The organism is Holdemanella biformis DSM 3989, assembly GCF_000156655.1.
GTDB classification, from domain to species: Bacteria; Bacillota_I; Bacilli_A; order Erysipelotrichales; family Erysipelotrichaceae; genus Holdemanella; species Holdemanella biformis.
In genome coordinates this window covers 36,061-56,939 of the sequence record NZ_DS996842.1, presented here as the reverse complement: position 1 = coordinate 56,939, position 20,879 = coordinate 36,061, and the positions used below count along the sequence as shown (strand labels likewise).

The 20,879-nt window shown below is 32.8% G+C and carries 21 protein-coding genes and 1 other annotated feature; of the genes, 4 read left to right on the top strand and 17 right to left on the bottom strand.

Features of this window, described 5'->3' with window-relative positions:
• Positions 1 to 971 (bottom strand): ComEC/Rec2 family competence protein (locus EUBIFOR_RS05305; protein WP_208853794.1); only part of this gene is annotated, 971 nt, incomplete at its 3' end.
• 473 nt (positions 972 to 1,444) lie between these two features.
• Here EUBIFOR_RS05305 and istA point away from each other — a divergent pair.
• The gene (istA, locus tag EUBIFOR_RS05300) at positions 1,445 to 2,992 is read left to right on the top strand and encodes an IS21 family transposase (RefSeq protein WP_003864929.1); all 1,548 of its coding nucleotides are present in this window, start codon (positions 1,445 to 1,447) and stop codon (positions 2,990 to 2,992) included.
• Positions 2,985 to 3,746 (top strand): ATP-binding protein, encoded by a 762-nt coding sequence (locus tag EUBIFOR_RS05295; protein ID WP_003864928.1) that lies wholly within the window; start codon positions 2,985 to 2,987, stop codon positions 3,744 to 3,746. The genes istA and EUBIFOR_RS05295 overlap by 8 nt, the downstream gene beginning before the upstream one ends.
• 72 nt (positions 3,747 to 3,818) lie before the next feature.
• On the opposite strand, the gene EUBIFOR_RS05290 is transcribed toward EUBIFOR_RS05295, so the two are convergent.
• The 11 genes from EUBIFOR_RS05290 to EUBIFOR_RS05240 all read right to left on the bottom strand — a co-directional run bounded on the left by EUBIFOR_RS05290 (position 3,819) and on the right by EUBIFOR_RS05240 (position 12,262).
• Positions 3,819 to 4,367, bottom strand: coding sequence for a hypothetical protein (locus tag EUBIFOR_RS05290; RefSeq protein ID WP_003864927.1), 549 nt, complete (start codon positions 4,365 to 4,367; stop codon positions 3,819 to 3,821).
• Positions 4,364 to 4,840, bottom strand: a complete 477-nt coding sequence (locus EUBIFOR_RS05285; RefSeq protein WP_040466226.1) for a ComEA family DNA-binding protein — start codon at positions 4,838 to 4,840, stop codon at positions 4,364 to 4,366. The genes EUBIFOR_RS05290 and EUBIFOR_RS05285 overlap by 4 nt, the downstream gene beginning before the upstream one ends.
• Before the next feature lie 41 nt (positions 4,841 to 4,881).
• Complete coding sequence (greA, locus tag EUBIFOR_RS05280; RefSeq protein ID WP_003864925.1) at positions 4,882 to 5,370, bottom strand: transcription elongation factor GreA; 489 nt, start codon at positions 5,368 to 5,370, stop codon at positions 4,882 to 4,884.
• A gap of 66 nt (positions 5,371 to 5,436) precedes the next feature.
• On the bottom strand, positions 5,437 to 6,525 hold the full coding sequence (gene mltG, locus EUBIFOR_RS05275; RefSeq protein WP_003864924.1) for an endolytic transglycosylase MltG: 1,089 nt from the start codon (positions 6,523 to 6,525) through the stop codon (positions 5,437 to 5,439).
• On the bottom strand, positions 6,515 to 6,772 hold the full coding sequence (locus tag EUBIFOR_RS05270; protein WP_003864923.1) for a DUF1292 domain-containing protein: 258 nt from the start codon (positions 6,770 to 6,772) through the stop codon (positions 6,515 to 6,517). Before EUBIFOR_RS05270 ends, mltG begins: the two co-directional genes overlap by 11 nt.
• 32 nt (positions 6,773 to 6,804) lie before the next feature.
• On the bottom strand, positions 6,805 to 7,230 hold the full coding sequence (ruvX, locus tag EUBIFOR_RS05265; RefSeq protein WP_003864922.1) for a Holliday junction resolvase RuvX: 426 nt from the start codon (positions 7,228 to 7,230) through the stop codon (positions 6,805 to 6,807).
• Positions 7,230 to 7,481 (bottom strand): IreB family regulatory phosphoprotein, encoded by a 252-nt coding sequence (locus tag EUBIFOR_RS05260; protein WP_003864921.1) that lies wholly within the window; start codon positions 7,479 to 7,481, stop codon positions 7,230 to 7,232. Before EUBIFOR_RS05260 ends, ruvX begins: the two co-directional genes overlap by 1 nt.
• Before the next feature lie 78 nt (positions 7,482 to 7,559).
• A complete protein-coding gene (locus EUBIFOR_RS05255) occupies positions 7,560 to 7,811 on the bottom strand; it encodes a hypothetical protein (protein WP_003864920.1) in 252 nt (83 codons plus the stop codon).
• Positions 7,812 to 7,813: 2 nt separating this feature from the next.
• The gene (locus tag EUBIFOR_RS05250) at positions 7,814 to 9,652 is read right to left on the bottom strand and encodes an ABC transporter ATP-binding protein (RefSeq protein WP_003864919.1); all 1,839 of its coding nucleotides are present in this window, start codon (positions 9,650 to 9,652) and stop codon (positions 7,814 to 7,816) included.
• Positions 9,645 to 11,828 (bottom strand): ABC transporter ATP-binding protein, encoded by a 2,184-nt coding sequence (locus EUBIFOR_RS05245; RefSeq protein WP_003864918.1) that lies wholly within the window; start codon positions 11,826 to 11,828, stop codon positions 9,645 to 9,647. The genes EUBIFOR_RS05250 and EUBIFOR_RS05245 overlap by 8 nt, the downstream gene beginning before the upstream one ends.
• Positions 11,825 to 12,262 (bottom strand): MarR family winged helix-turn-helix transcriptional regulator, encoded by a 438-nt coding sequence (locus EUBIFOR_RS05240; RefSeq protein ID WP_003864917.1) that lies wholly within the window; start codon positions 12,260 to 12,262, stop codon positions 11,825 to 11,827. Before EUBIFOR_RS05240 ends, EUBIFOR_RS05245 begins: the two co-directional genes overlap by 4 nt.
• 216 nt (positions 12,263 to 12,478) lie before the next feature.
• On the opposite strand from EUBIFOR_RS05240, the gene EUBIFOR_RS05235 reads away from it, so the two are divergent.
• A complete protein-coding gene (locus EUBIFOR_RS05235; RefSeq protein ID WP_003864916.1) occupies positions 12,479 to 12,970 on the top strand; it encodes a hypothetical protein in 492 nt (163 codons plus the stop codon).
• 36 nt (positions 12,971 to 13,006) lie between these two features.
• Here EUBIFOR_RS05235 and EUBIFOR_RS05230 read toward each other — a convergent pair whose 3' ends face one another.
• The 4 genes from EUBIFOR_RS05230 to EUBIFOR_RS05215 form a co-directional block, all read right to left on the bottom strand.
• Positions 13,007 to 13,225 (bottom strand): DUF3791 domain-containing protein, encoded by a 219-nt coding sequence (locus EUBIFOR_RS05230; protein ID WP_003864915.1) that lies wholly within the window; start codon positions 13,223 to 13,225, stop codon positions 13,007 to 13,009.
• 593 nt (positions 13,226 to 13,818) lie between these two features.
• Positions 13,819 to 14,796 carry a DNA-processing protein DprA gene (locus EUBIFOR_RS05225; RefSeq protein ID WP_208853793.1) on the bottom strand — a complete coding sequence of 326 codons (978 nt, stop codon included), beginning with the start codon at positions 14,794 to 14,796 and terminating at the stop codon, positions 13,819 to 13,821.
• Positions 14,797 to 15,089: 293 nt separating this feature from the next.
• Positions 15,090 to 15,794: an RloB family protein gene (locus EUBIFOR_RS05220; RefSeq protein WP_003864912.1), complete on the bottom strand. Its 705-nt coding sequence runs from the start codon at positions 15,792 to 15,794 to the stop codon at positions 15,090 to 15,092.
• Positions 15,791 to 17,131 (bottom strand): AAA family ATPase, encoded by a 1,341-nt coding sequence (locus EUBIFOR_RS05215; RefSeq protein WP_003864911.1) that lies wholly within the window; start codon positions 17,129 to 17,131, stop codon positions 15,791 to 15,793. Before EUBIFOR_RS05215 ends, EUBIFOR_RS05220 begins: the two co-directional genes overlap by 4 nt.
• Positions 17,132 to 17,553: 422 nt before the next feature.
• Here EUBIFOR_RS05215 and EUBIFOR_RS13390 point away from each other — a divergent pair, with 422 nt between their 5' ends.
• Positions 17,554 to 17,679, top strand: a complete 126-nt coding sequence (locus tag EUBIFOR_RS13390) for a hypothetical protein (RefSeq protein WP_003864910.1) — start codon at positions 17,554 to 17,556, stop codon at positions 17,677 to 17,679.
• Positions 17,680 to 17,936: 257 nt separating this feature from the next.
• On the opposite strand, the gene EUBIFOR_RS05210 is transcribed toward EUBIFOR_RS13390, so the two are convergent.
• A complete protein-coding gene (locus EUBIFOR_RS05210) occupies positions 17,937 to 20,549 on the bottom strand; it encodes a valine--tRNA ligase (protein ID WP_003864909.1) in 2,613 nt (870 codons plus the stop codon).
• 39 nt (positions 20,550 to 20,588) lie between these two features.
• Positions 20,589 to 20,781, bottom strand: a binding site (T-box leader).
• Positions 20,782 to 20,879: the final 98 nt, after the last annotated feature.

Here is a 20,879-nt window from a genome sequence, read left to right as displayed (position 1 = left end):
CCAAACAATCCATCGTTTGTGACAATAAAAGCAAAGTGATGCAAAGAATAAATCGCAATACTGCCATCTGTACTTGTACAAAAAGTATGAATATGTAAATGATCTAATGTCGTTAATGTTTCCGTACTAGGATGATCATACTTATTCTTATAGCCTGCACTAATTAAGGCAATCTTACAATCTAAAGAATCCAAAAAAGCTGCGTCTGAACTTGTATTTGAACCATGATGTCCTATTTTGATCACATCCGCTTTTAAATCATACGTGTCCATCAATTGTTTTTCGATTTCTTTACTCGCATCACCCATAAAAAGATAATTTAAATGATCATATGTAAAATAAGAGATTATACTTGAATCATTTTCATCTTTCGCCATTCTTTCTTGAAGAAGTAAATAGAATGGGTATTCTACATTTACCTTATCTTTTGAGTTCTTGATTACCTGTTTGATTTTAACCTTTTCTTTTAAATGATCATAACCACCACTATGATCAAAGTCATCATGTGTTAAAATCAAAGTATCGATTGTATGAATATTCTTGTTTTCTAAAAAAGGAAAAATAATACGTTCTACATTATCTCGATATAGGCTTTGACCACAATCAATCATTACTACACTTTTATAAAAAGGTTCTACAATGACACTACAATCGCCCTGCCCTATATTTAATGTATAAACTTGAAAGAATGGATTACAAAAAACTTCTAGAAATGGAATGAGAAAAAGGATCATATATTTCCATTTAAAATGTTTAAGACATTGTATATAAACTACAATAAAGGCCAAAATAAATACATATTGTGGAGCATAATGAATTGTTAGATATGGAATTTTTAATGTCAAAAAATCCGGAATAAACATTCCCAACAAGAATACACATCCATATAACTTTCGAAGTAAATTAAACAACAAGAACGAAACAATATCGACTTTCTTAAAGTAAATGAATAAGACGCTTATTAAAACCATCTTTTGTACGATCCACTTATGTTCTGTACAAAAATAGGATACAAGCTGCAAAAGAATAGGTAGTACAAACGATATAGACAGTACTTGTGTTGGATACAGAATAGAAAAGCATAAAATGGTAAATCCAATTTGATCGGATTTGGATTTAAAAAATAAGTAAGATATTTGATACAGAATAAATCTTGTCAATGAAAGTGTAAACACAAAGAAAGAACCAAAGAGTATACTCAAGATTAATAAACTTATGCGAATCTTTTTATCTTCATACTTTCTTTTTAATAGATTAAACACGATAAAATAAGCACTAATATATCCATAACCTAACATAGTGCAATTGACGGCTAATTCGGTGCACCCCTAGCGGTCATACCGGTTTCGAATGACGCTTGAAGCGGTGCAACATGACGTACTACCGGTGTAATAGGACCTCCTTAATGCTATAGTTTGACTGTAGTGAAAGGAGGCCTTTTTGTATGCAGAAAAGCACTACAATTATTGGTGTTCTTGAAATGTTAGAAGATGGTTTCTCTTATAACGACATTCGTACAAGATATTCGATTGGGAACAGCACTATCACTGACATCAAGAAAAAGTTTAAGACAATGGATGTAACTCTTAAGCAACTTCATTCTATGACACCAAAAATGGTTGAACAAATGTTCTATCCAAACGCACATCCTAGAAAGGAAGCTCCGTTACCGGATTTTGAGAAAGTCTATAAAAAGCTTACAGATAAAAATTCCAAGGCAAATTTGTATTTTATTTGGATTGATTATAAGAAATTATATCCAGATGGCTATCAATACACGCAATTTAAACATTACTTTAAACAATGGCTTGATGAAAATCATTTGGAAAGCAATCTTAGAATGGCAATCAACAGAGTTCCTGGTGAAATTATGTATATAGACTGGGTTGGAGACACTTTGGATCTTGTATATACTGATGTGCCTGGTGAACTTCAGACTGCTCATTTTTTTACAACAACCTTAGGTGTGAGCAGTTACTGCTTCGTTATGGCGTTTCCAAATGAACAAACACCCAACTTTCTTCAGGGTACGATAGAAGCTTTAAACTTTTATGGAGGTGTTCCTAAAATTCTAAAGCCCGACAATACAAAGGCTGCTTCTATTAAAAACACAAAAGATGTATTGATTTTAAACAAGGTCTATGAAGATTTGCAGGATTACTACAATACTGTAATTGTTCCAGCTCCTCCGTTAAAGCCGCGTGCAAAGTCTACGGTTGAAAACAATGTCAAATGGATAGAAACACATCTTTTGGAAAAATTAAAAGGACGTCGTTTTTCTAGCTTCTCAGAACTGAATGCAGAAATATCTATAATCATAGATGAGTTGAACAATCGAGAATTTTCTAAAGAAAAAGGAAACAGAAAAGAATTATTTGATAAATATGACAAGCCTGCTTTACAGCCACTACCACATGAATCTTTAAAGCCATATACATATGTAATCAAAACCGTTCCTAATAATTATCATGTTGAATATGATAACCATTACTATTCTGTTCCCCATACTTATTATAAACAGGAAGTTACATTAAAAGCTTCATATTTCGATATTATTATCTGTGATTCTATGAACCATCTGATCTGTACGCATAAACGTGCTTATAAACCATTTCCAAAATATATAACAAAGGAAGAGCATATGCCTGAGAGCCATCGTTATTACTACCTGGAAAACAAAATGAATGCAGAATCATACAAAAGCTGGGCAAAGAGTTATGGTCCAAATGTTTATGAATTAATTTGTATGGTTATCGGCACATTCCGCTATGAAGAACAGTCTTATAAAAGCTGCAATGGAATCCTTCACTTGTGTAAAAACAATCCAAAAGTATTTTCGGATACAGCTGCCAAGACTTGTCTGGAATCTCATATCTATAACTATACACATTTTAAAAAGCAGCTTTACAATTTGATGAATCAAAAGAAAACAAACAGTTCTGGAACTCTTCCTGAACATAAGAATATTAGGGGTAAATCACATTATGAATAATACAGAAATAAAAGAAGAACAAATACTTTATATGGATCTATATGAGAAATTAAAATCCATGAAGTTTTCGGGCATGGCAGAAGAGCTTCGCATTCAACTGGAAAATCCGAATAGTGATTTAGAATCTTTTCAAAATCGCTTTGAAAAACTGGTCACAGCTGAATGGAATCTAAGATACAACAAGAAATTTGAACGTTATTTAAAAAAAGCTAAACTGAAAATACCTGGAGCAACATTTGATGAGAAGCTTTATGTTTCGGATAGACAACTGGATATACCAACAATCGAAAAACTTAATACTTGTACATGGATAGATGAAGGAAGAAATCTCGTAGTTACAGGAATGACAGGAACAGGAAAAACATATTACGTGAATGCCTTGGCAGTTGCAGCTTTAAAACAATTCAAAGAAGTAAGATATTATTCTGCTTCCAAACTCTTACTGGAACTCAGTGCTCATGAACAAGTGGATGATTCACTAAAATTTTTAGGTATTATGGAAAATATAGCGCAAGTAGACCTACTGATTATAGATGATTTTGGGCTTATGAATCTTGATGTTGAAAAATGTAGACATCTATTTGAAATTCTTGACTCAAGGGAAGGAAGAAAATCAACAGTGTTGGTTTCTCAAATCCCAGTAAAAGAATGGTACGATTTATTTAAGGATTGTACATACGCTGACGCGTGTTTAGATCGAGTTCTATGTAAAGCATATCGATTAGAATTTAAAGGTGAATCATTAAGAAATTAAATCAAAAAATCGATGCACCGGTTGACTGCTACAGATACACCGATGGTGCGCTACACGCGCACCATTTTTCCGTCATATGCATAACATAGTATAGATTTCATCAATCGTATCTTCATGAATTCCATAATATAAAGATAATAATACTTTTGAATTCTTTTGACTCGCTATATAGGCATATAGTTTGGATTTTAATGAATTGGATTTCTTTAAAATCCTTATGGATTTCGTTTTATAAAATACATTTTTTGACGCATTATACTTTGTAAAACTAAAGAGTGTAAAATTGTCATCGGTATGAATCGGTTCTAAAGAATCAACTTGAATTTGATCCTTGAAATTTAAATCTAAATCACTCTGTACAAGCACCCTTGTCCTTTGATTTTTTGCGACATAATAACTTTGTTTGATTTCGGATATAGTATAAATTCCTTTTTCAGCCTCTTTACAAGGCTTAACTAAAACAATAGAGAATAAAGAGAGTATAGTAAATACAATCAGAATTCTTTTACTATGAAATCTCTCATTTAAATACAATAAGAAACAAAAGCTAAAACAAAATATACAAAGAGGATCTTTTAGAATAATACAGGCCAAAAAGCCAAAACTTACAATCAACATCATAGGCAGATCTTATCCTTGATCTTATTAAATAAAGCTTCGCCAATGCCTTTTACATCTTTAATTTGTTCTAAAGTTTGAAATGTGTTTCCTTGCCGATAGTCTATGATTCTTTGTGCAATGCTTGGACCAATGCCAGGAAGCGTTTGAAGCTCTTCTGAAGTTGCACTATTTAAAGATATAAGTTTGATTTCTTTGATTTCTGGAATAACGACAACATCTTTATCTTGAAGAATATGCGTAAAACTAATACTTGAAGTATCCGCATTCTCTAATAAAGGACCACTCATTTTAATAAGTTTTGAAATAGAACTATTCCGTTTGAGTGTATAGACACCTGGATTTTGAATGGCCCCTTTAATTTCAACTTCCATCAATGTAGGCTTTGTTTCTTTTAAAGTAATTGGAGTATATCGGTTAAAGCATGTAAAGACAAAGAAAATGATTGCACAAAAAAAGAGAAGAGTTCGTTTCATAAATATCACCCTTCTCTTATACGTTATTTTTTGATGTTTTTTTATTTTATTTCTAAAATTTTTACATCATAAGGTTCTTCAACACGTTTTACAGTACAAACATCCCCTACTTTGTGATCCATGATCACTTCTGCAAGTGGAGTTGTGTTTGAAAGCTTACCATTGAATGGATCCGCTTCAATTGTACCAACGATATTAAATGTTACTTCTTGATTGTCTGATAAATCTAAGATCTTTACAGTCGATCCTAATTTAACAACATTCTTTTTCTTTTTATCTTCTACATCTGCAGATTCAGTAATGATTTCGGCATTTTTGATCATTGCCTCTAATTCACGAATACGACCTTCGACTTGCGCCTGATGTTCTCTTGCCGCATCGTAGTCCGCATTTTCGGACAAGTCACCTTGTGCACGAGCTTCTTGTAACTCAACGATAACTTCTTGACGCACTTTATGAACTAGGTTTTCATGTTCATTGACTAAATCATTATAACCTTCTTGGGTAACGTAAAATTTTTCATTTGCCATGTGGTATCACTCCTTGTATTTAGCACAAAAAATTATAGCATAATCCTTGAATTATGCAAAACATTGTTACAGATTTAATCCTAATTTTTCGCAAATCTGTTGATGTTCTTCATATGTTTTTGAATAATGGACTTTACCATCCAACTTATTGTAAATATCGGCCGCAAAGAATAGATAATCTGTCTTTTTAGGTGCAAGCACAGCCTTGATCGCGTCATCACCCGGATTTAAAATGGGACCGATTGGTAAGCCTTCATGTAGATACGTATTGTATGGTGAATCGATTTCTGGATTGGTTTCACAATCTTTAGGATCTTTAAAATCATCATATAATGCATAACATACTGTAACACTCGATTGAAGTTTCATGCCTTGTTCTAAACGATTATGGAAAATACCTGCAATCATTTCCATATCTTCTTTTGAACTTGCCTCAAATTGAACCACACTTGCCAAACTGATGACTTGTTGCACAGAATAATGACTCTTTGAGAACAATTCCTTGTTCTCTTTATACATCACTTCAAAGCGGTCTAGCATAATCCGAGTGATTTCATCAATGGAATCCTCTTTTCCTAAATAATACGTATCTGGGAATAAATACCCTTCTAGTTTTACTTTGTAGTTGGAATTATTTAAATCATCCACATTGATAAATGAATAATCTTTCGCTAGTTTTTGAATATATGAAATATCATTCCATTGATTTAAGATTTCTTCAGACGAAAACTTTCCATCATATAAATTGGATATTTCAGCCGCTATTTCTTTTGCCCATTTTCCTTCTGGTACCTTTAATATCAACGCATCCTTCTTAAGTTTTGTACTATCTTGAATATACGATAATATTTCTTTTACACTCATACCATTATTTAATTCAAATGTTCCGGCCACAAAATTTGTATTGTGACTTGCCTTGGCATACAACTTTGTCACTGTCGCATTTGAAATCAAATTTTCATTTTCCAAATTTTCTACAACCTGATCAAGCGCATCTCCGCTTTCAATTGTGAATACTATATTCTTATCCCCGTTGCCCGTACTTGACAAGCCTTTTTTAACTACAAAAACACCTGCAAGACCAGCAATAATTAAAATACATACAACGGCTAATAAAACAACTCTTACAGAATTGACTTTACGCCTAGTCGGCATTTTCCTCGTCCTCAACAAATGTGTTGATTACTTCTTCAACCATATCCCATTCTGCTTCACTTTCGATTGGAATCAATTGACCCTTGTCGTCATAACGAGAGGCATATACTTCGCCCTCATCTAAATCTGGGTCTTGGAAAACAACATATTGACATCCCGTTTCATCACTATCAAAAGTGAATAGAATTGTCATCTTTTTTTCGTTTCCATTTTCATCTTTAACATATAAACAATTTGAATCTAACATACATTACTTCCTTTCAAAAATAAAGGAGGACATTAAAATCCCCCGTTTTGTCTGTCCAAAAAACTCTGTAAAATTTGAACCGCAGCCATTTGATCAATTACTTTTTTACGTTTCTTTCTAGAAACATCCCCCTGAAGTAAAATTTTCTCAGCTGCAACTGTTGTAAGTCGCTCATCCCAAAGATGAACTTTAATTCCAGAAGATTCTAATTTCTTGGCAAATTCACAAGATATTTCACCACGAATTCCGATATCTCCATTCATGTGCTTCGGTAAGCCTAAAACTACTTCTTTTACTTTATTTTCCTGAAGCAATTTCAAAACTTCTTCCAAACAAGCATCATAATCATCCGATTCAAAACGCACAGTCGTTAAAGCACGACACGTAATATGAAGCGCATCACAAATCGATACACCACACGTTTTCGAACCAAGATCTAAACCAATGATACGATCCATTATTTATCCAAATATGCACGTACTAATTCTTCAATGATTTCATAACGTTCGATCTTTTGGATCAAGTTACGAGCATTCTTGTGAGAAGAAATATACGCAGGATCATTACTGATCAAGTAGCCAGCAATTTGATTTTCTGAATTATAACCACGTTCTTCCAAAGCATCACTTACTTCACGAAGAATCATCTTGATATTCTCACGACGAATCTCTTCCGTAGTAAATGTCATTGTTTCGGTAATGTCTTTCATAATTTCACACTCCTTAACACATTTTTATTATATATGAATCCTAACCAAAAAGAAAGCGATTTAGTAGAAAATGGGATGTTAAACACCCCATATACAGTAAAAATAATCACTTTTTTGTTGAATATCCTCTAAGATAAAGATCCATTTCGAACAAGTAGAAAGGTTATGTTTCCTATTTTTTACTTCGACAATCGTTTCAATTTGGATTTGAAGCATTCTTCTTTCAAAATCCTCATATGACTTATTAAGTACATCCAATCCAAAGATTTCATACATTGCTGCATATTCATCATCTTTGACTCGATTTAAATCCACAATGATCTTACGCATCACTAAGCCTCTTCAAATTGAGCATTGTATAACTTCGTATAGAAACCATTACGCTTCATCAATTCATCATGACTTCCGACTTCTACAATGTCACCATGATCCATCACAATAATATTATCCGCATCACGAATCGTGGATAAACGGTGCGCAATCACAAAACTTGTACGTCCCTTCATTAACTCATCCATACCTTTTTGAATCAAGACTTCCGTACGTGTATCCACACTACTTGTCGCCTCATCCAAAATTAAAATTTTAGGATCCGCTAAAAAAGCACGGGCAATCGTTAATAATTGTCTTTGACCTTGACTAATATTACTTGAAGATTCATTTAATACAGTACCATATCCATGATCTAATGTATGAATAAAGTGATCGACATGAGCTGCCTTAGCCGCTTGGATTACTTCATCATCACTAGCGCTTGGCTTACCAAAACGTAAGTTTTCTAAAATACTACCCTCAAATAGCCAGGCATCTTGTAAGACCATACCAACCATATTACGCAAACCACTTCTTGTATATTCCGTAATATTATGGCCATCAATATAAATGGATCCTGCATTCAATTCATAGAAACGCATCAATAATTTAACAATGGTTGTTTTACCAGCGCCTGTAGGACCAACAATCGCGGTCGTTTGTCCTGGCTTAATATACATCGAAAAATTGTTGATGACAATTTTATTTGGATCATATCCAAAACATACATTTTCAAAAGTCACTTGACCTTGTACATCTTCTAATACAACTGGATTTTTTACATCACAAATTTCTTCTTCTGCTGCCAAAAATTCAAAAACACGCTCTGCAGCAGCTGCCGTACTCTGTAACATATTCATAGATTGTGAGATTTGAGAGATCGGTTGCGTAAAGTTACGTGTATATGTAATAAACGATTGAATATCTCCCACGGCAATTTCTTTATGAATCGTTAAATATCCACCTAGAATACATACACCCACATATCCGATATTTCCAATTAAGTTCGTTAATGGCATCATAAGTCCAGATAAGAATTGTGATTTCCAAGCACTCGTATACAATTGATCATTATATTCTTTAAAAGTACGCAAAGAATCTTCTTCCCCATTAAATGCCTTCACAATTGTATGTGCCGAATACATCTCTTCAATATGACCATTCACTAAACCTAATGATTTTTGTTGAGCCTTAAAATAACGCTGACTCTTTTTGACAACGACCATAACTAAGATCAAACTCAATGGAATGACAATTAAAGCCATAAGTGTCATCTTCCATGAAATACTAAGCATCATGACTAAAAAGCCAATAATTTGTACAAAGCTTGATACCATAGTGGATAAAGATTGGTTTAACGATTGTACTAGAGTATCTACATCATTGGTAAATCTTGAAAGAATATCTCCATGACTATTTCTATCAAAGTAAGATAGTGGAAGCTTATCAATCTTTTGATTCATTTCTTTACGAAGCTTGTATCCCATTTTATTAGAGACACCACTCATCAACCAGCCTTGAAGATAAGAGAAGGCTGTACTCAAAGCATAAATCGCAAGTAATAAAGCACATGTTTTTTGGATCGCATCAAAATCAATGCCACCTTTACCCTGTACTTTATTCATAAAGCCTTGCGCAATTTCAGTAATAATATTTCCTTGAATCTTAGGACCAATCACCATGATGCATACGGAAACAATGGCACATAATAGACCAACTAGAAATGAGAATTTAAAGGGTTTGATGTAGTTTAAAAGCTTCTTCATCGTTCCCTTGAAGTCTTTTGCCTTCTCGCCACCACCACGCATACCATGGCCCATTGGACCTCTTGGACGATTGTTTTGTTTCTGATTAGACATTGGCAAGTTCCTCCTTTGTCAATTGGCTAGACGCAATCTGTTGATAAACCTCACAAGATTTCATCAATTGGGCATGTGTTCCTTTGCCAACCATCTTTCCTTCATCGAGTACAATGATTTGATCCGCATGTAAAATACTCGAAATACGTTGTGCCACAAGTAATACGGTACTCTTTGTTTCTTTACAAGACTTTGCCAAAGCCTCTCTAAGCTTAGCATCCGTCTTAAAATCCAAGGCACTAAAGCTATCATCAAAAATATAGATTTCAGGCTTTCTTACAACGGCACGGGCAATGGAAAGTCTTTGTCTTTGTCCGCCTGAAACATTTGTTCCCCCCTGATTGATTTCACTCTTGATTCCTTCTGGTTTTTTAGAAACAAACTCCGTACTTTGAGAAATAGATAATGCATTAGAAATATCATCCTTGCTTGCATCTTTCTTTGAATACAATAAGTTCGATTCAATATCTCCCGATAGTAACATTCCTTTTTGTGGAACATAGCCAATACGACTTCTTAAATCCGCCTGTTTCACATTCCGAATATCAACTCCATCCACTAAAATCGAACCGCTTGTTACATCATAGAAACGTGGGACTAAATTAATCAATGTTGATTTACCAGAACCTGTACTTCCAATAAAGGCTGTGGTTTCGCCTGGTTTAGTTTCAAAACTAATATTACTCAACACTTCTTCATCGGCACCCGGATATTTAAACGATACATTTTTAAAAGAGACAACACCACGCATAGAAGATGAGAAATTCATAGGATTTGATGGATCTTTTATAGTAATTTCACTACTTAAGACTTCATGAATACGCAAAGCACTTACATTAGCTCGAGGAAGCATGATTGTGACCATTGTAATCATTAAAAAGGCCATGATAACTTGCATCGCATACTGCATAAAGGCCATGATACTACCTACTTGAATCATGCCTGAATCGACTTGTTTCGATCCAAACCATAAAATCATCAGTGTTGTACCATTCATTAAAAACATCATAATTGGCATCATAATAGCCATTGCACGTGTTGTGAATAAGGAAATGGAAGTGATGTCTGAATTGGCTTGATCAAACTTTTTTTCTTCAAGCTTTTCATTGTTGAAAGCACGAATGACTAACATTCCATCTAACAATTCACGAACCACACTATTCATTTTATCGATCATTTTCTGCATGATCTTAAACTTTGGCATCACAATCATAAAGATTAATAAAACAACACTTAAAATCACAACGACACATAAAGCTAGAATCCAAGTCATATTCGCACCCGATTCAATGACGTGTAAGATGGCTCCTACACCAATGATTGGTGCATACATTACAATTCTTAAAAACATCACAATTGTCATTTGAAGTTGTTGAATATCATTTGTGGTACGTGTAATTAAACTCGATGTACTAAATGTGTTCAAGTTTTCATTTGAGAAATGAGTGACTTTTTCAAACACTTCTTCACGCAAGTCTTTGGAAAAGCCTGCGGCAATTCTCGAAGCTAAAAAACCAACTAAAATCGCACATACAGCACTGCCTAAGGCATAACCTAACATCTTAAGTCCAGAAAAGATAATATGGTCTTGTTGCATCTTTTCCATATTCATACCAAGATCTGTATATTCTTTTTTAAGGAATTGAGAACTCATACTCGATACAGTCGAATCTCCTAGCTTAGAAATCTCGGATTTTGCAGCTTTTCTATATGAATCTATACCATTCATCATAAGAAGTTGTGGAATTTGTACATTTTGTTCTTTAGCATCTTTACTTACTTCAACCATTGTCATTTGAAGTAAGGTCAAAGCGGAAGAAAGCTTTTCTTCCTTTTCTTCACTGATATCTTTTAATACATATACATTCTCTGTTTTCAAAGCTGGAATTTCAGTTTTTTCTTCCTTGGTTGCCTTACTTGGTGTAACCAACTTATATGAAGATGTAATCAAATCCTTTTCAGAATCATTTGCGAACATTAAATAGGAATTTAAAGTCTTTTCACGAATTTGTTGATAAACCCCACTTTCAATACCCGCATTCTGAATTCCTGTATTAACAATATTTTGCATATAATCCGGCATTGTTAGTTCACAAGTCGCTTGTCCAAACAACAAACCAAACGCAAGTACAATCGATAGCCAATACGGTTTTAAATATTTCAATATCTTTGTCATTTATTTTCCTCCATATAACGAGTTGTCTTGATCAATATATCTCTTAAATGCGCACAGTCTTCGGATCCTAAATAATCCAAAAAATGATATACATTTTCTACATGTGTATCCATTCTTTTTTGAAACATTTCAATGGCTTCAGGGACAATTTGAATATAGACCGTTCTACGATCCGTATTCGAATGCACCCTTTGAAGCAGCCCCTTCTTTTCAAATCCAGCAATCATCTGCGATACTGCTGCAGCAGATACACCCAATATATTTGCCAGTTCACTCATTGTGATCTGATGATTTTCTGCTTTATAAATCGTTTTAAACAACATCACATCCTTTATTCTAGGACCATCTTTACAATGACGGTTATTTCGAACATAGTTCGTGACTTTATACGTGAGATCAAACATCAAATCGAGTACTTCATCTTGAACTTCCATAAGAACCTCCAATTTATTTAAGTTTCTTAACTATATAACTACTTAACTATTAAGTCAATAAAAAAAATATGCATAAAACATATCTTTTAAAGAACTTGAAATCCCTTCTCGCAGACCCATTCATTTAAAAAGAGATTTCAAAGAACTTCTGATAGCGATTATATCACATTTAATAAGAATTAAATCAAAGAGAAATTATAGATTCGATTGGTATAAATGTACTATCAACCTTATAATACATTTAAAGATATGAACAATATAAACTTTAATAAACCAGCCGTTGTAAGATACAACGCAAAATCAAATCGTAAATTTACAAAAGGTAAATTGCATAAGGCCTACTTTATCGAATATTGGGAAGGTGAACGTACTAGCCTACATGTAAGAGGTAATGATGGTACGATTACCGATTTTAATCATTTAGAAGATTTTGAAATTATAAGTGATGAAGGTAATCTTCTAAACAATTATGAAGCTACAGTTCAATGTATTACACATCAATATGATCATTTAATTTGTGGAATCACATTTGGAGAAGAATACAAAGCTATTGGTAAAGATAAAAATGGACTTCTTTTAGTCATGGATGATTCTTATTGTTGCTACTTCTATCCTAATATGGTATTTAAAATCATTGATGATCCATATGGAATATCAGAAGAAACTAGTGTTTATTATAATTTTCGTGGTGGATATAATTTCGATTAAACAGTTAAAAATGAGCTCTTATACAAAAAGCCTCTTTTACACGTCTATTCCCTTTTCTCTAACAAACTCCGTAATGTCTTCAACTAAATATTCTTTTCCTAACGTATGCAAAACATCATAGCATTTAATAATGTAATCATCTAATATACCTGTCGTATTCAAGATTTCGTACACTTCAGGCGTTGTCATATTCCAATGTTGGCCAAGAGCATGAAGAATGAATACCACAAATGTTAATTTCTTCTTTTCAAGCATGAGATATACTACCTTTCAATCTTTTAGACACTTTATTATAAATGCTATTTATCAACAAAACCATGAACAGGTTTCTTCAATTCTTCTTGATGTTTCTCAAAAGCATCTCTGATTTCTTGTGGAGTATCCGGTTTTAATACTTTTTTTTAATTGTTGACTTTTCCCTGTCAATATCAGGATACCAAATTGGCGCCCAATGCATAGTCTCACCCCCAAACTGTTTATTAATATGTATGCATTTTTAAAAGCAATTAACTCTACAATATGCAAATACCATCTATGATCCAAGTACTTTTTTGACCCTATCCAAAAATTTTGGTAGACCACATAAAGCGGACTCAATTTCAGATTCTGTTGCTTCAGAAAAAAATTCTTTTATATCTTCATCAGTAATAGGTCCTCCTGGTTTTTTTCTAAATACTCTTGAGGTATTTCACAATCAAAATATTCACACTCAATTTTTAAATCTTTAACTTTTATACCCTTCATTTTTCTATTCATGATCCCTTTCAAAATTATTATATATAATTCCATTTATATCAAAAATCTTTTTGTAAAAACCTTTTGAACTTAATTAAAAAAATCATCTTAAATCAATCCATTTCAACAGTACTTACTTTCATATCATTATCAAGCATGTTTAAAAGCAATTCATTTCTATTTAAAATCTGTAGAACCTCTTTTAACGTTTTAAATGCATGAGCGCCTTTACTAATATATGTTTTTGGCCATTGAATTAAAGGATTATCAATTGCAGATTGTGGAATCAAAACATCTCTACCCTGTTTTAATGCATAATCGGCTTGTTTCAATGCACCACTAGATTCACCTGCTTTCATAATGATAGTTGCTAATGAAATGCCACTCATAACTCCATTACGTGTTGGAAAATTCCATCTATTAATCGGATTACATGGTGGAAATTGAGATACTACCAACCCATTCTTTTCAATTTGAATTTGTAAATCCTTATTCTCTTTAGGATAATACTGGTTGATTGGTGTACCAATCACAACTATTGTTCTTCCACCATTGGCTAATGCAGCAGTATGAGTCGCGGTATCAATACCTCTTGCAAGTCCAGCATTTACGACAATATTTCTTTTAACAAGAGATTTAACAATACGCTCTGTTTTTTTCAATGATTCTTCACTAGCGTTTCTACTACCAACAACGCAAACAGATTTTTCTTCTAGCAAGTGAACATTCCCTTTTAAAAACAAATATGGCGGAGCTTCTTTCGTTGTAGCTAATAGTTTAGAATAAGCTTGATCCCCTTTTTTTACTAATATCACATCATTAGTTAAATTAGCGAAACTTTTCTTTACCATGCCATAACAAGCATAAAATTCTTTATCTGTAGTATTAAGCAATTTAGATAATAACGGAATATTCATTTTCAATCCATTTTGAAAACTAAAACCATGAGTTTCTTCAATCTGATGAATAAACTCACAAGTCTTTTTATCATTATTATTAAAATATTGTTGTATCGTATAACACAAAATTGCATCTCTTACAAAAGGGATGTTTATATCAAATGCTTCTTTATTCCCATCTACAACATTCATAATTTTACGTTCCTCAAAACCTCTTTCTAACATAATTATTTGATTGTGCACCAATGGATTTAGTATTTGTGCAGGAAAATCTAAACATTCTACAACCTCACTAGATATATAAAATAAAAACCTCCAATCTATTCAATAGAAAGAAGGTTTTCACTAGTCGCCTCGTAAGCAACCATTTCTGTTGTTTTCTATTTTACCTTATAAAAATAAATAATCAACACTTTTTAACTAGGTTGTTTCATTGCAGGTCAAAAGAGCAGGATATTTTTATGAATCGTACACTATTAATAGCACTATCGCTCATCACGAATAATTTTTTCTAAGATTTGTCCAATATTACTACTGATTTTCTCTAAACACATCTCCTTATCCTGGTTTAAATACTTTTCTTGTTCAATTGCCATTAATAATTCTTTTGATAAATCTCCGATTAAAGGATTCTTTTTTGAATTCATATTTGTTTGTTGCCATAAGTAATATTCGCAAGGCCTTTTATTTCCTATTCTTTGATTATTTAAAATGATTTCTTCATTTGGCTTAATGACCTGATTGTATGAATCTTTTATATGTAGCAACAAGAACAACTCAAACTCCGGATTGGTAAAGCCAAATATCAAATGATCATCTTCTTCTTTAAATATTTCATCGATATCTTTCACTTTTGCGTTAAAGATATCTAAATCAAAAATTACAATTATAACATCAGTTTCAGCATTAAAAATTTCTTTTTCAATTAATTCGTTTCTCTTATCTTTTGCAAATTTCACGAGACTTTTTGCGTATGATAAATTCTTATGTTCTCCAGTTTTCTCCATTAAGATGATATCTACTGTTGACCTAAAACCTAATTCTCTTTTATTGTCAATCAAATTTGTAAAGTAAAAAGTCTCTGTATTAGCACCTTCACAAATAATAAAGTACTTTTTATATGGTTCTTTCTTTGTGAGCAAATCTGAAGGTCTTTGATTAAATCCTGTATACAGCGAAATTGGAATCATTCTAACTCATCTATATTAAAAGATTTGAATTGAGGTATCGCTCCATATCGACCTTCTAGATAAGCTTTACTAATTTTTTTATCAAATCTTTCGTTAAATGTATCTAGAGAATATATTTTTGAGTCATTATTTTTGTCTCTTTCAACAAACCATATTTGATCTCTTCTAAACAAATCTTGACTCATAATTTCAGATTGATGAGTTGTAAATATAACTTGTATATTTGATTTTTTTTGATATTGATTTAGCAATTCTATAAAATGCTTAAATAAATTTGGATGTAAGCTTCTCTCCATTTCATCAATAACATATACACTATTTTTATTTTTATTAAATAATATATCTAAAAAATCAAATATACGTCTTGTACCATCTGATTCTTCACAAAATTCAAAATCTAACATGGATTTCCCGTGTTTAAAACATAGGGTCTTAATCTCCAAATCATAATTGTCATTCATAGTAATATTAAAAAATTCCTTTTTAGATCGCATTGATAAATTGAGTTCTTGCCTCTGTTTTTGAACCTTCTTTTTCAATTCACTTATGACATCTTTATAGAGTGAAATACCAATCTTATTTTGAAGCTGCTCTTCACTCATATCCTTAATTTCAATATCCTCTATACCTGTATCGAATGAACGAACAATTTTCTTTATATTATTCAATGTACTTTCATCATAATAGTATGCAAAATTTGTTAATGGCATATCTGGTAAAACCACATTCAAATCCTTTACGAACCAATTATAGATTCTATGATACACATTTAATTCAGAATCTTTATCAAAGCTTTTATTTCTATTCATTTCTGTTAAAAATAATGATTTGTCATTATATAGGAAATCATCTAAATAAATTTCCATACGTACACGATCTTCGTTCCCTAAATTTAAACTATTTAAAGGTTTTCCATCATTATTTCTCTGATATAAGATTTTCTTTTTATTTAAATTTACAATCCATTCATCTTTGATTGTTTGTGTATTCAAGATAGCATCAAATCCATATTCATAAAAATCCTCATTCAATAACAATTGAACTGAAAAAGATGAAATTATTTCTTTGTTTTCTTCATGATTTCTACAATACCAATTATATGATTCAATTGGAATTTCTTGATTTATAACGCACTCCTTCATAAAGCGCAATACTTCTACAAAATTAGATTTACCACTAGCATTAGGTCCATAAATCACAGTACTTTTCAAAAGTGATATTGTATCAGATTCATACAATCTTTCTTTTTGCTTTCTTAATTTATTCGAAGCAATCATATTAAAAGCAGTTAAATCATTGAACGATTTAAAATTTTGTACCTTTACCCCTATAAGCATATTTTTTCTCCTTTTACAAGTATATTATACTACATATCTTAGCTATGTAAACATTTATACGTGATTTTTTCTCGTTTGTTCATTTACTTCTTTTAACTTTTATGCTACTATATAAACGAAAAAAGCAGCCCTGCTTAAACAGAGCCACCATAGATTGATATCAAAATGTGATATTAACCTTAAACCAAATCAATAGTATCACATTTATAATTTGAAAACAAACAGAAACCATCAATTTAGGCTGCTTCTTTTCTAGAAGGAGGCATTGTCATGAGTAAAAAAAGCAGTATCAAAATTACAACTCATATTACTAAGACAGGACGTATTCGTGTCAAAACAACAACAACACGTAACGGGCACAGTCACACAACATCTAGAACATATTAAAAAATTCTAACAAGAATCGGAAGGAGGTATTTTATATGGCTCGTCATTCAGGTCCTAAAATTAGTAAAGCTGCTAAAACATTATCCAATACTAAATCAAATTCTAAACAAAAAAGTAGAGCAGGAAAAGTTTTGGCTGATCATAAACACAAATATCACTAACTTACATTTTACCAAACTCTAATTCACTTAATTCTCAAAGAGAGCACTTCTAATGAAATGACTCTCTTTTTAATTTAGAGTTCTTTATTTATTTGAATAAAAGAAATAAGAAACATTTAATACTCAATCTAATTACTAAATCTAAAAAGTCCTAAAAATAAACTACACCTTCGATTATATAAAAATCAACGCATATATAGTATTTTTATCAGTTAAAGAAATAACGCCCGGTGATTTCACTGGGCGTTTGATTTATACTATCCTAATTTCTTAAGGATATTATCTAATTGTGTATTCGTCATTTCTAGCTTTTCTGTGTAAGATGCTAGTTTTTCTTTTTCTGCATTGACTTTTGCTTCTGGTGCTTTATTGACGAATCCAGGATTTTTCAACATGCCTGAACAACGTTTGATTTCGTTTTCTAGGCGTGCGATTTCTTTTTCTAGTTTTCCTTTTTCTTCTTCTAAGTCAATCAATGCATCCATCGCAACTGTTAATACAGCTTTTTCAATTGTACGAGAAAGTACATCTTCTGTGTTTAAATCTTCTTTTACTGTGGCATGTGCCATGCGTGCTAAAATGGCAGTTGATTCTGAATTTAGTGCTACATAGCCATTGTCGTTGTGTAATGAAATCGTCAAGTCTTCACTTGGTTTCATTGAGTATTCAACTTTGATTTCACGAACCGTTTGAATTGCACTAATTACTAATGCCATTTCATCTTTTTCTGCATCTGCATATTCGAATTCAACTTTTTCTGGCCAAGTTTCAACATTTAAGCTTTCTTTATCATGAGGTAAGTTCAAATAGATTTCTTCTGTCACAAATGGCATGAATGGAGATAATACTTTTAAAATTCCCATCATGACTGTATAAAGAACAGCTTTTGTATTAGCGACTAAGCTTTCGTCTTCTGAATATAGAGTAGCTTTAGAAAGTTCAATGTACCAGCTGCAGAAATCATCCCATACAAAACTATATAGTTCGTTTCCTACAATAGCCAATTCATATTTGTCCATGTTTGTAGATACGTGGTCTAATACTTCGTTAAAGCGTGCTAGGATCCATTTGTCTACGCTATTGGCTTTTGTCATGTCTAGTTCTGGTTTTGTATCCCCAATTTGCATTTGAACATAACGAGCTGCATTCCAGATCTTATTGATAAAGTTCCAGCTTGCATCCATCTTAGTTTCGTCAAAACGTAAGTCTTGTCCTGGTGTTGAGTTTGTTGTTAAGAAGAAACGTAAGGCATCTGCACCCTTTTCTTGAATCACATCCATTGGGTCAATACCATTGCCTAATGATTTAGACATTTTACGTCCTTGTGTATCACGAACAAGGCCATGGATCAATACGTCTTTGAATGGACGGTTCTTCATGCAGTAGCGTGTTTGGAATGCCATACGAGCTACCCAGAAGAAGATGATGTCATATCCTGTTACTAATACATCATTTGGGAAATAGCGTTCTAGATCAGCTGTTGTTTCTGGCCAACCAAGTGTTGAGAATGGCCATAATGCACTTGAGAACCATGTATCCAATACATCTTCATCTTGTTTCCAATTTTCAATGTCTTTTGGATCTTCCATTCCCACATAGATTTCACCCGTTTCTTTGTTTGTCCAAGCAGGAATTCGATGTCCCCACCACAATTGACGTGAAATACACCAATCTTCAATGTTTTCTAGCCATTGTTCAAACGTTTTATTGAAACGAGAAGGTACAAAGTTAATTCTTTGATCTTCAATTTCTTGATTTTTTAATACTTCTTCGGCAAGTGGTTTCATCTTCACAAACCATTGTTTACTTAAGTAAGGTTCTACAATTACACCTGTTCTTTCAGAGTGTCCGACTTGGTGTAAGTGTTCTTCAATATGATCAACTACACCTGCTTCTTTAAAGTCATTGACTAAAGCTTCACGACATTCAAAACGATCCATACCAGCATACTTACCACACATGTCATTCATCGTTCCATCTGGATTCATACAGATAGGCATTGGTAAGTTGTATTTTTTAGCTAATGCGAAGTCATTAGGGTCATGTGCTGGTGTACATTTCATAACAGCTGTACCAAAACTCATGTCAATATAATCATCAGCCATGATTGGAAGTTTATCTCCATTGGCAGGGTTAATCGCATGCATTCCAACAATGTCTTTATATCTTTCGTCATCTGGGTGAACAAAGATAGCTTGGTCGGCAAACATGGTTTCTGGACGTGTTGTCGCAATCACTAATTCTTGTCCTGTTTCGACGACTTTATATTTAAAGTAGTACATGTGACCCATGATTTCTTTATGTACTACTTCAATATTACTTAATGCAGTTTTAGCTTCAGGATCCCAGTTGATGATTCTTTCACCTTGATAGATTAGTCCATCCTTATATAAGTCTACAAAGACTTTACGAACCGCATGACTTAATCCGTCATCTAAAGTAAAGCGTTCACGACTATAATCTAAAGATAAGCCTAATTTAGCCCATTGGCTACGAATGGTAGAAGCATATTCTTCTTTCCATTCCCACGCTCTTTCTAAGAATTTTTCACGACCAATATCATAACGAGAAATGCCTTCTGATTTTAAACGTGCATCTACTTTTGCCTGTGTCGCAATACCCGCATGGTCCATTCCAGCTACCCAGCATACGTCATAGCCTTTTAATCTTTTATAACGACATAAAATATCTTGTAGTGTTGTATCCCATGCATGTCCTAAGTGCAGCTTCCCTGTTACATTTGGTGGAGGGATCACAATACAATATGGGCGTTTTGATAGATCGCCCGCTGTGAAATATCCTTTTTCAATCCAATTTTGGTATTTATCATTTTCTACTGCTAAATGATTATATTTTGCTTCCAACGTCATCCACAATCATCCTTTCTGTACATATAAAAAAGCACATCCACATAGGACGTGCTTGACGTGGTACCACCTAATTTTATTCTCATTCACATTAACGCTGTGTCACGAAATTTACTACTTCATTTCATAAATTCAACTCAAAGACTACCTTCATCTACCCTATACACAAGCTTTCACCAACCGCCTGCTCTCTAAAGAATACAAGTAAATTACTCCTTCTTGTCATCGCTTTGAATTTAGTTTATCAAAGAAAAAGTAAAAACTCAAATCATTTTGAAAAATAAGTTGTTTTATTCTCTCGTTTACTATATTATGATTAAAGAAAGCGGTGTA

What these genes read in the sequence shown, in the direction of transcription:
- istA (WP_003864929.1), top strand. Translation starts at nt 1,445, where the DNA reads ATGCAGAAAAGCACTACAATTATTGGTGTTCTTGAAATGTTAGAAGAT.
- EUBIFOR_RS13390 (WP_003864910.1), top strand. Translation starts at nt 17,554, where the DNA reads ATGGCTCGTCATTCAGGTCCTAAAATTAGTAAAGCTGCTAAAACATTA.
- mltG (WP_003864924.1), bottom strand. Translation starts at nt 6,525, where the DNA reads ATGCCGACTAGGCGTAAAGTCAATTCTGTAAGAGTTGTTTTATTAGCC.
- EUBIFOR_RS05270 (WP_003864923.1), bottom strand. Translation starts at nt 6,772, where the DNA reads ATGTTAGATTCAAATTGTTTATATGTTAAAGATGAAAATGGAAACGAA.
- EUBIFOR_RS05235 (WP_003864916.1), top strand. Translation starts at nt 12,479, where the DNA reads ATGTACTATCAACCTTATAATACATTTAAAGATATGAACAATATAAAC.
- EUBIFOR_RS05255 (WP_003864920.1), bottom strand. Translation starts at nt 7,811, where the DNA reads ATGCGTAAGATCATTGTGGATTTAAATCGAGTCAAAGATGATGAATAT.
- EUBIFOR_RS05295 (WP_003864928.1), top strand. Translation starts at nt 2,985, where the DNA reads ATGAATAATACAGAAATAAAAGAAGAACAAATACTTTATATGGATCTA.
- EUBIFOR_RS05210 (WP_003864909.1), bottom strand. Translation starts at nt 20,549, where the DNA reads ATGACGTTGGAAGCAAAATATAATCATTTAGCAGTAGAAAATGATAAA.
- EUBIFOR_RS05240 (WP_003864917.1), bottom strand. Translation starts at nt 12,262, where the DNA reads ATGGAAGTTCAAGATGAAGTACTCGATTTGATGTTTGATCTCACGTAT.
- EUBIFOR_RS05250 (WP_003864919.1), bottom strand. Translation starts at nt 9,652, where the DNA reads ATGTCTAATCAGAAACAAAACAATCGTCCAAGAGGTCCAATGGGCCAT.
- greA (WP_003864925.1), bottom strand. Translation starts at nt 5,370, where the DNA reads ATGGCAAATGAAAAATTTTACGTTACCCAAGAAGGTTATAATGATTTA.
- EUBIFOR_RS05230 (WP_003864915.1), bottom strand. Translation starts at nt 13,225, where the DNA reads ATGCTTGAAAAGAAGAAATTAACATTTGTGGTATTCATTCTTCATGCT.
- EUBIFOR_RS05220 (WP_003864912.1), bottom strand. Translation starts at nt 15,794, where the DNA reads ATGATTCCAATTTCGCTGTATACAGGATTTAATCAAAGACCTTCAGAT.
- EUBIFOR_RS05215 (WP_003864911.1), bottom strand. Translation starts at nt 17,131, where the DNA reads ATGCTTATAGGGGTAAAGGTACAAAATTTTAAATCGTTCAATGATTTA.
- EUBIFOR_RS05260 (WP_003864921.1), bottom strand. Translation starts at nt 7,481, where the DNA reads ATGAAAGACATTACCGAAACAATGACATTTACTACGGAAGAGATTCGT.
- ruvX (WP_003864922.1), bottom strand. Translation starts at nt 7,230, where the DNA reads ATGGATCGTATCATTGGTTTAGATCTTGGTTCGAAAACGTGTGGTGTA.
- EUBIFOR_RS05290 (WP_003864927.1), bottom strand. Translation starts at nt 4,367, where the DNA reads ATGATGTTGATTGTAAGTTTTGGCTTTTTGGCCTGTATTATTCTAAAA.
- EUBIFOR_RS05285 (WP_040466226.1), bottom strand. Translation starts at nt 4,840, where the DNA reads ATGAAACGAACTCTTCTCTTTTTTTGTGCAATCATTTTCTTTGTCTTT.
- EUBIFOR_RS05225 (WP_208853793.1), bottom strand. Translation starts at nt 14,796, where the DNA reads ATGAATGTTGTAGATGGGAATAAAGAAGCATTTGATATAAACATCCCT.
- EUBIFOR_RS05245 (WP_003864918.1), bottom strand. Translation starts at nt 11,828, where the DNA reads ATGACAAAGATATTGAAATATTTAAAACCGTATTGGCTATCGATTGTA.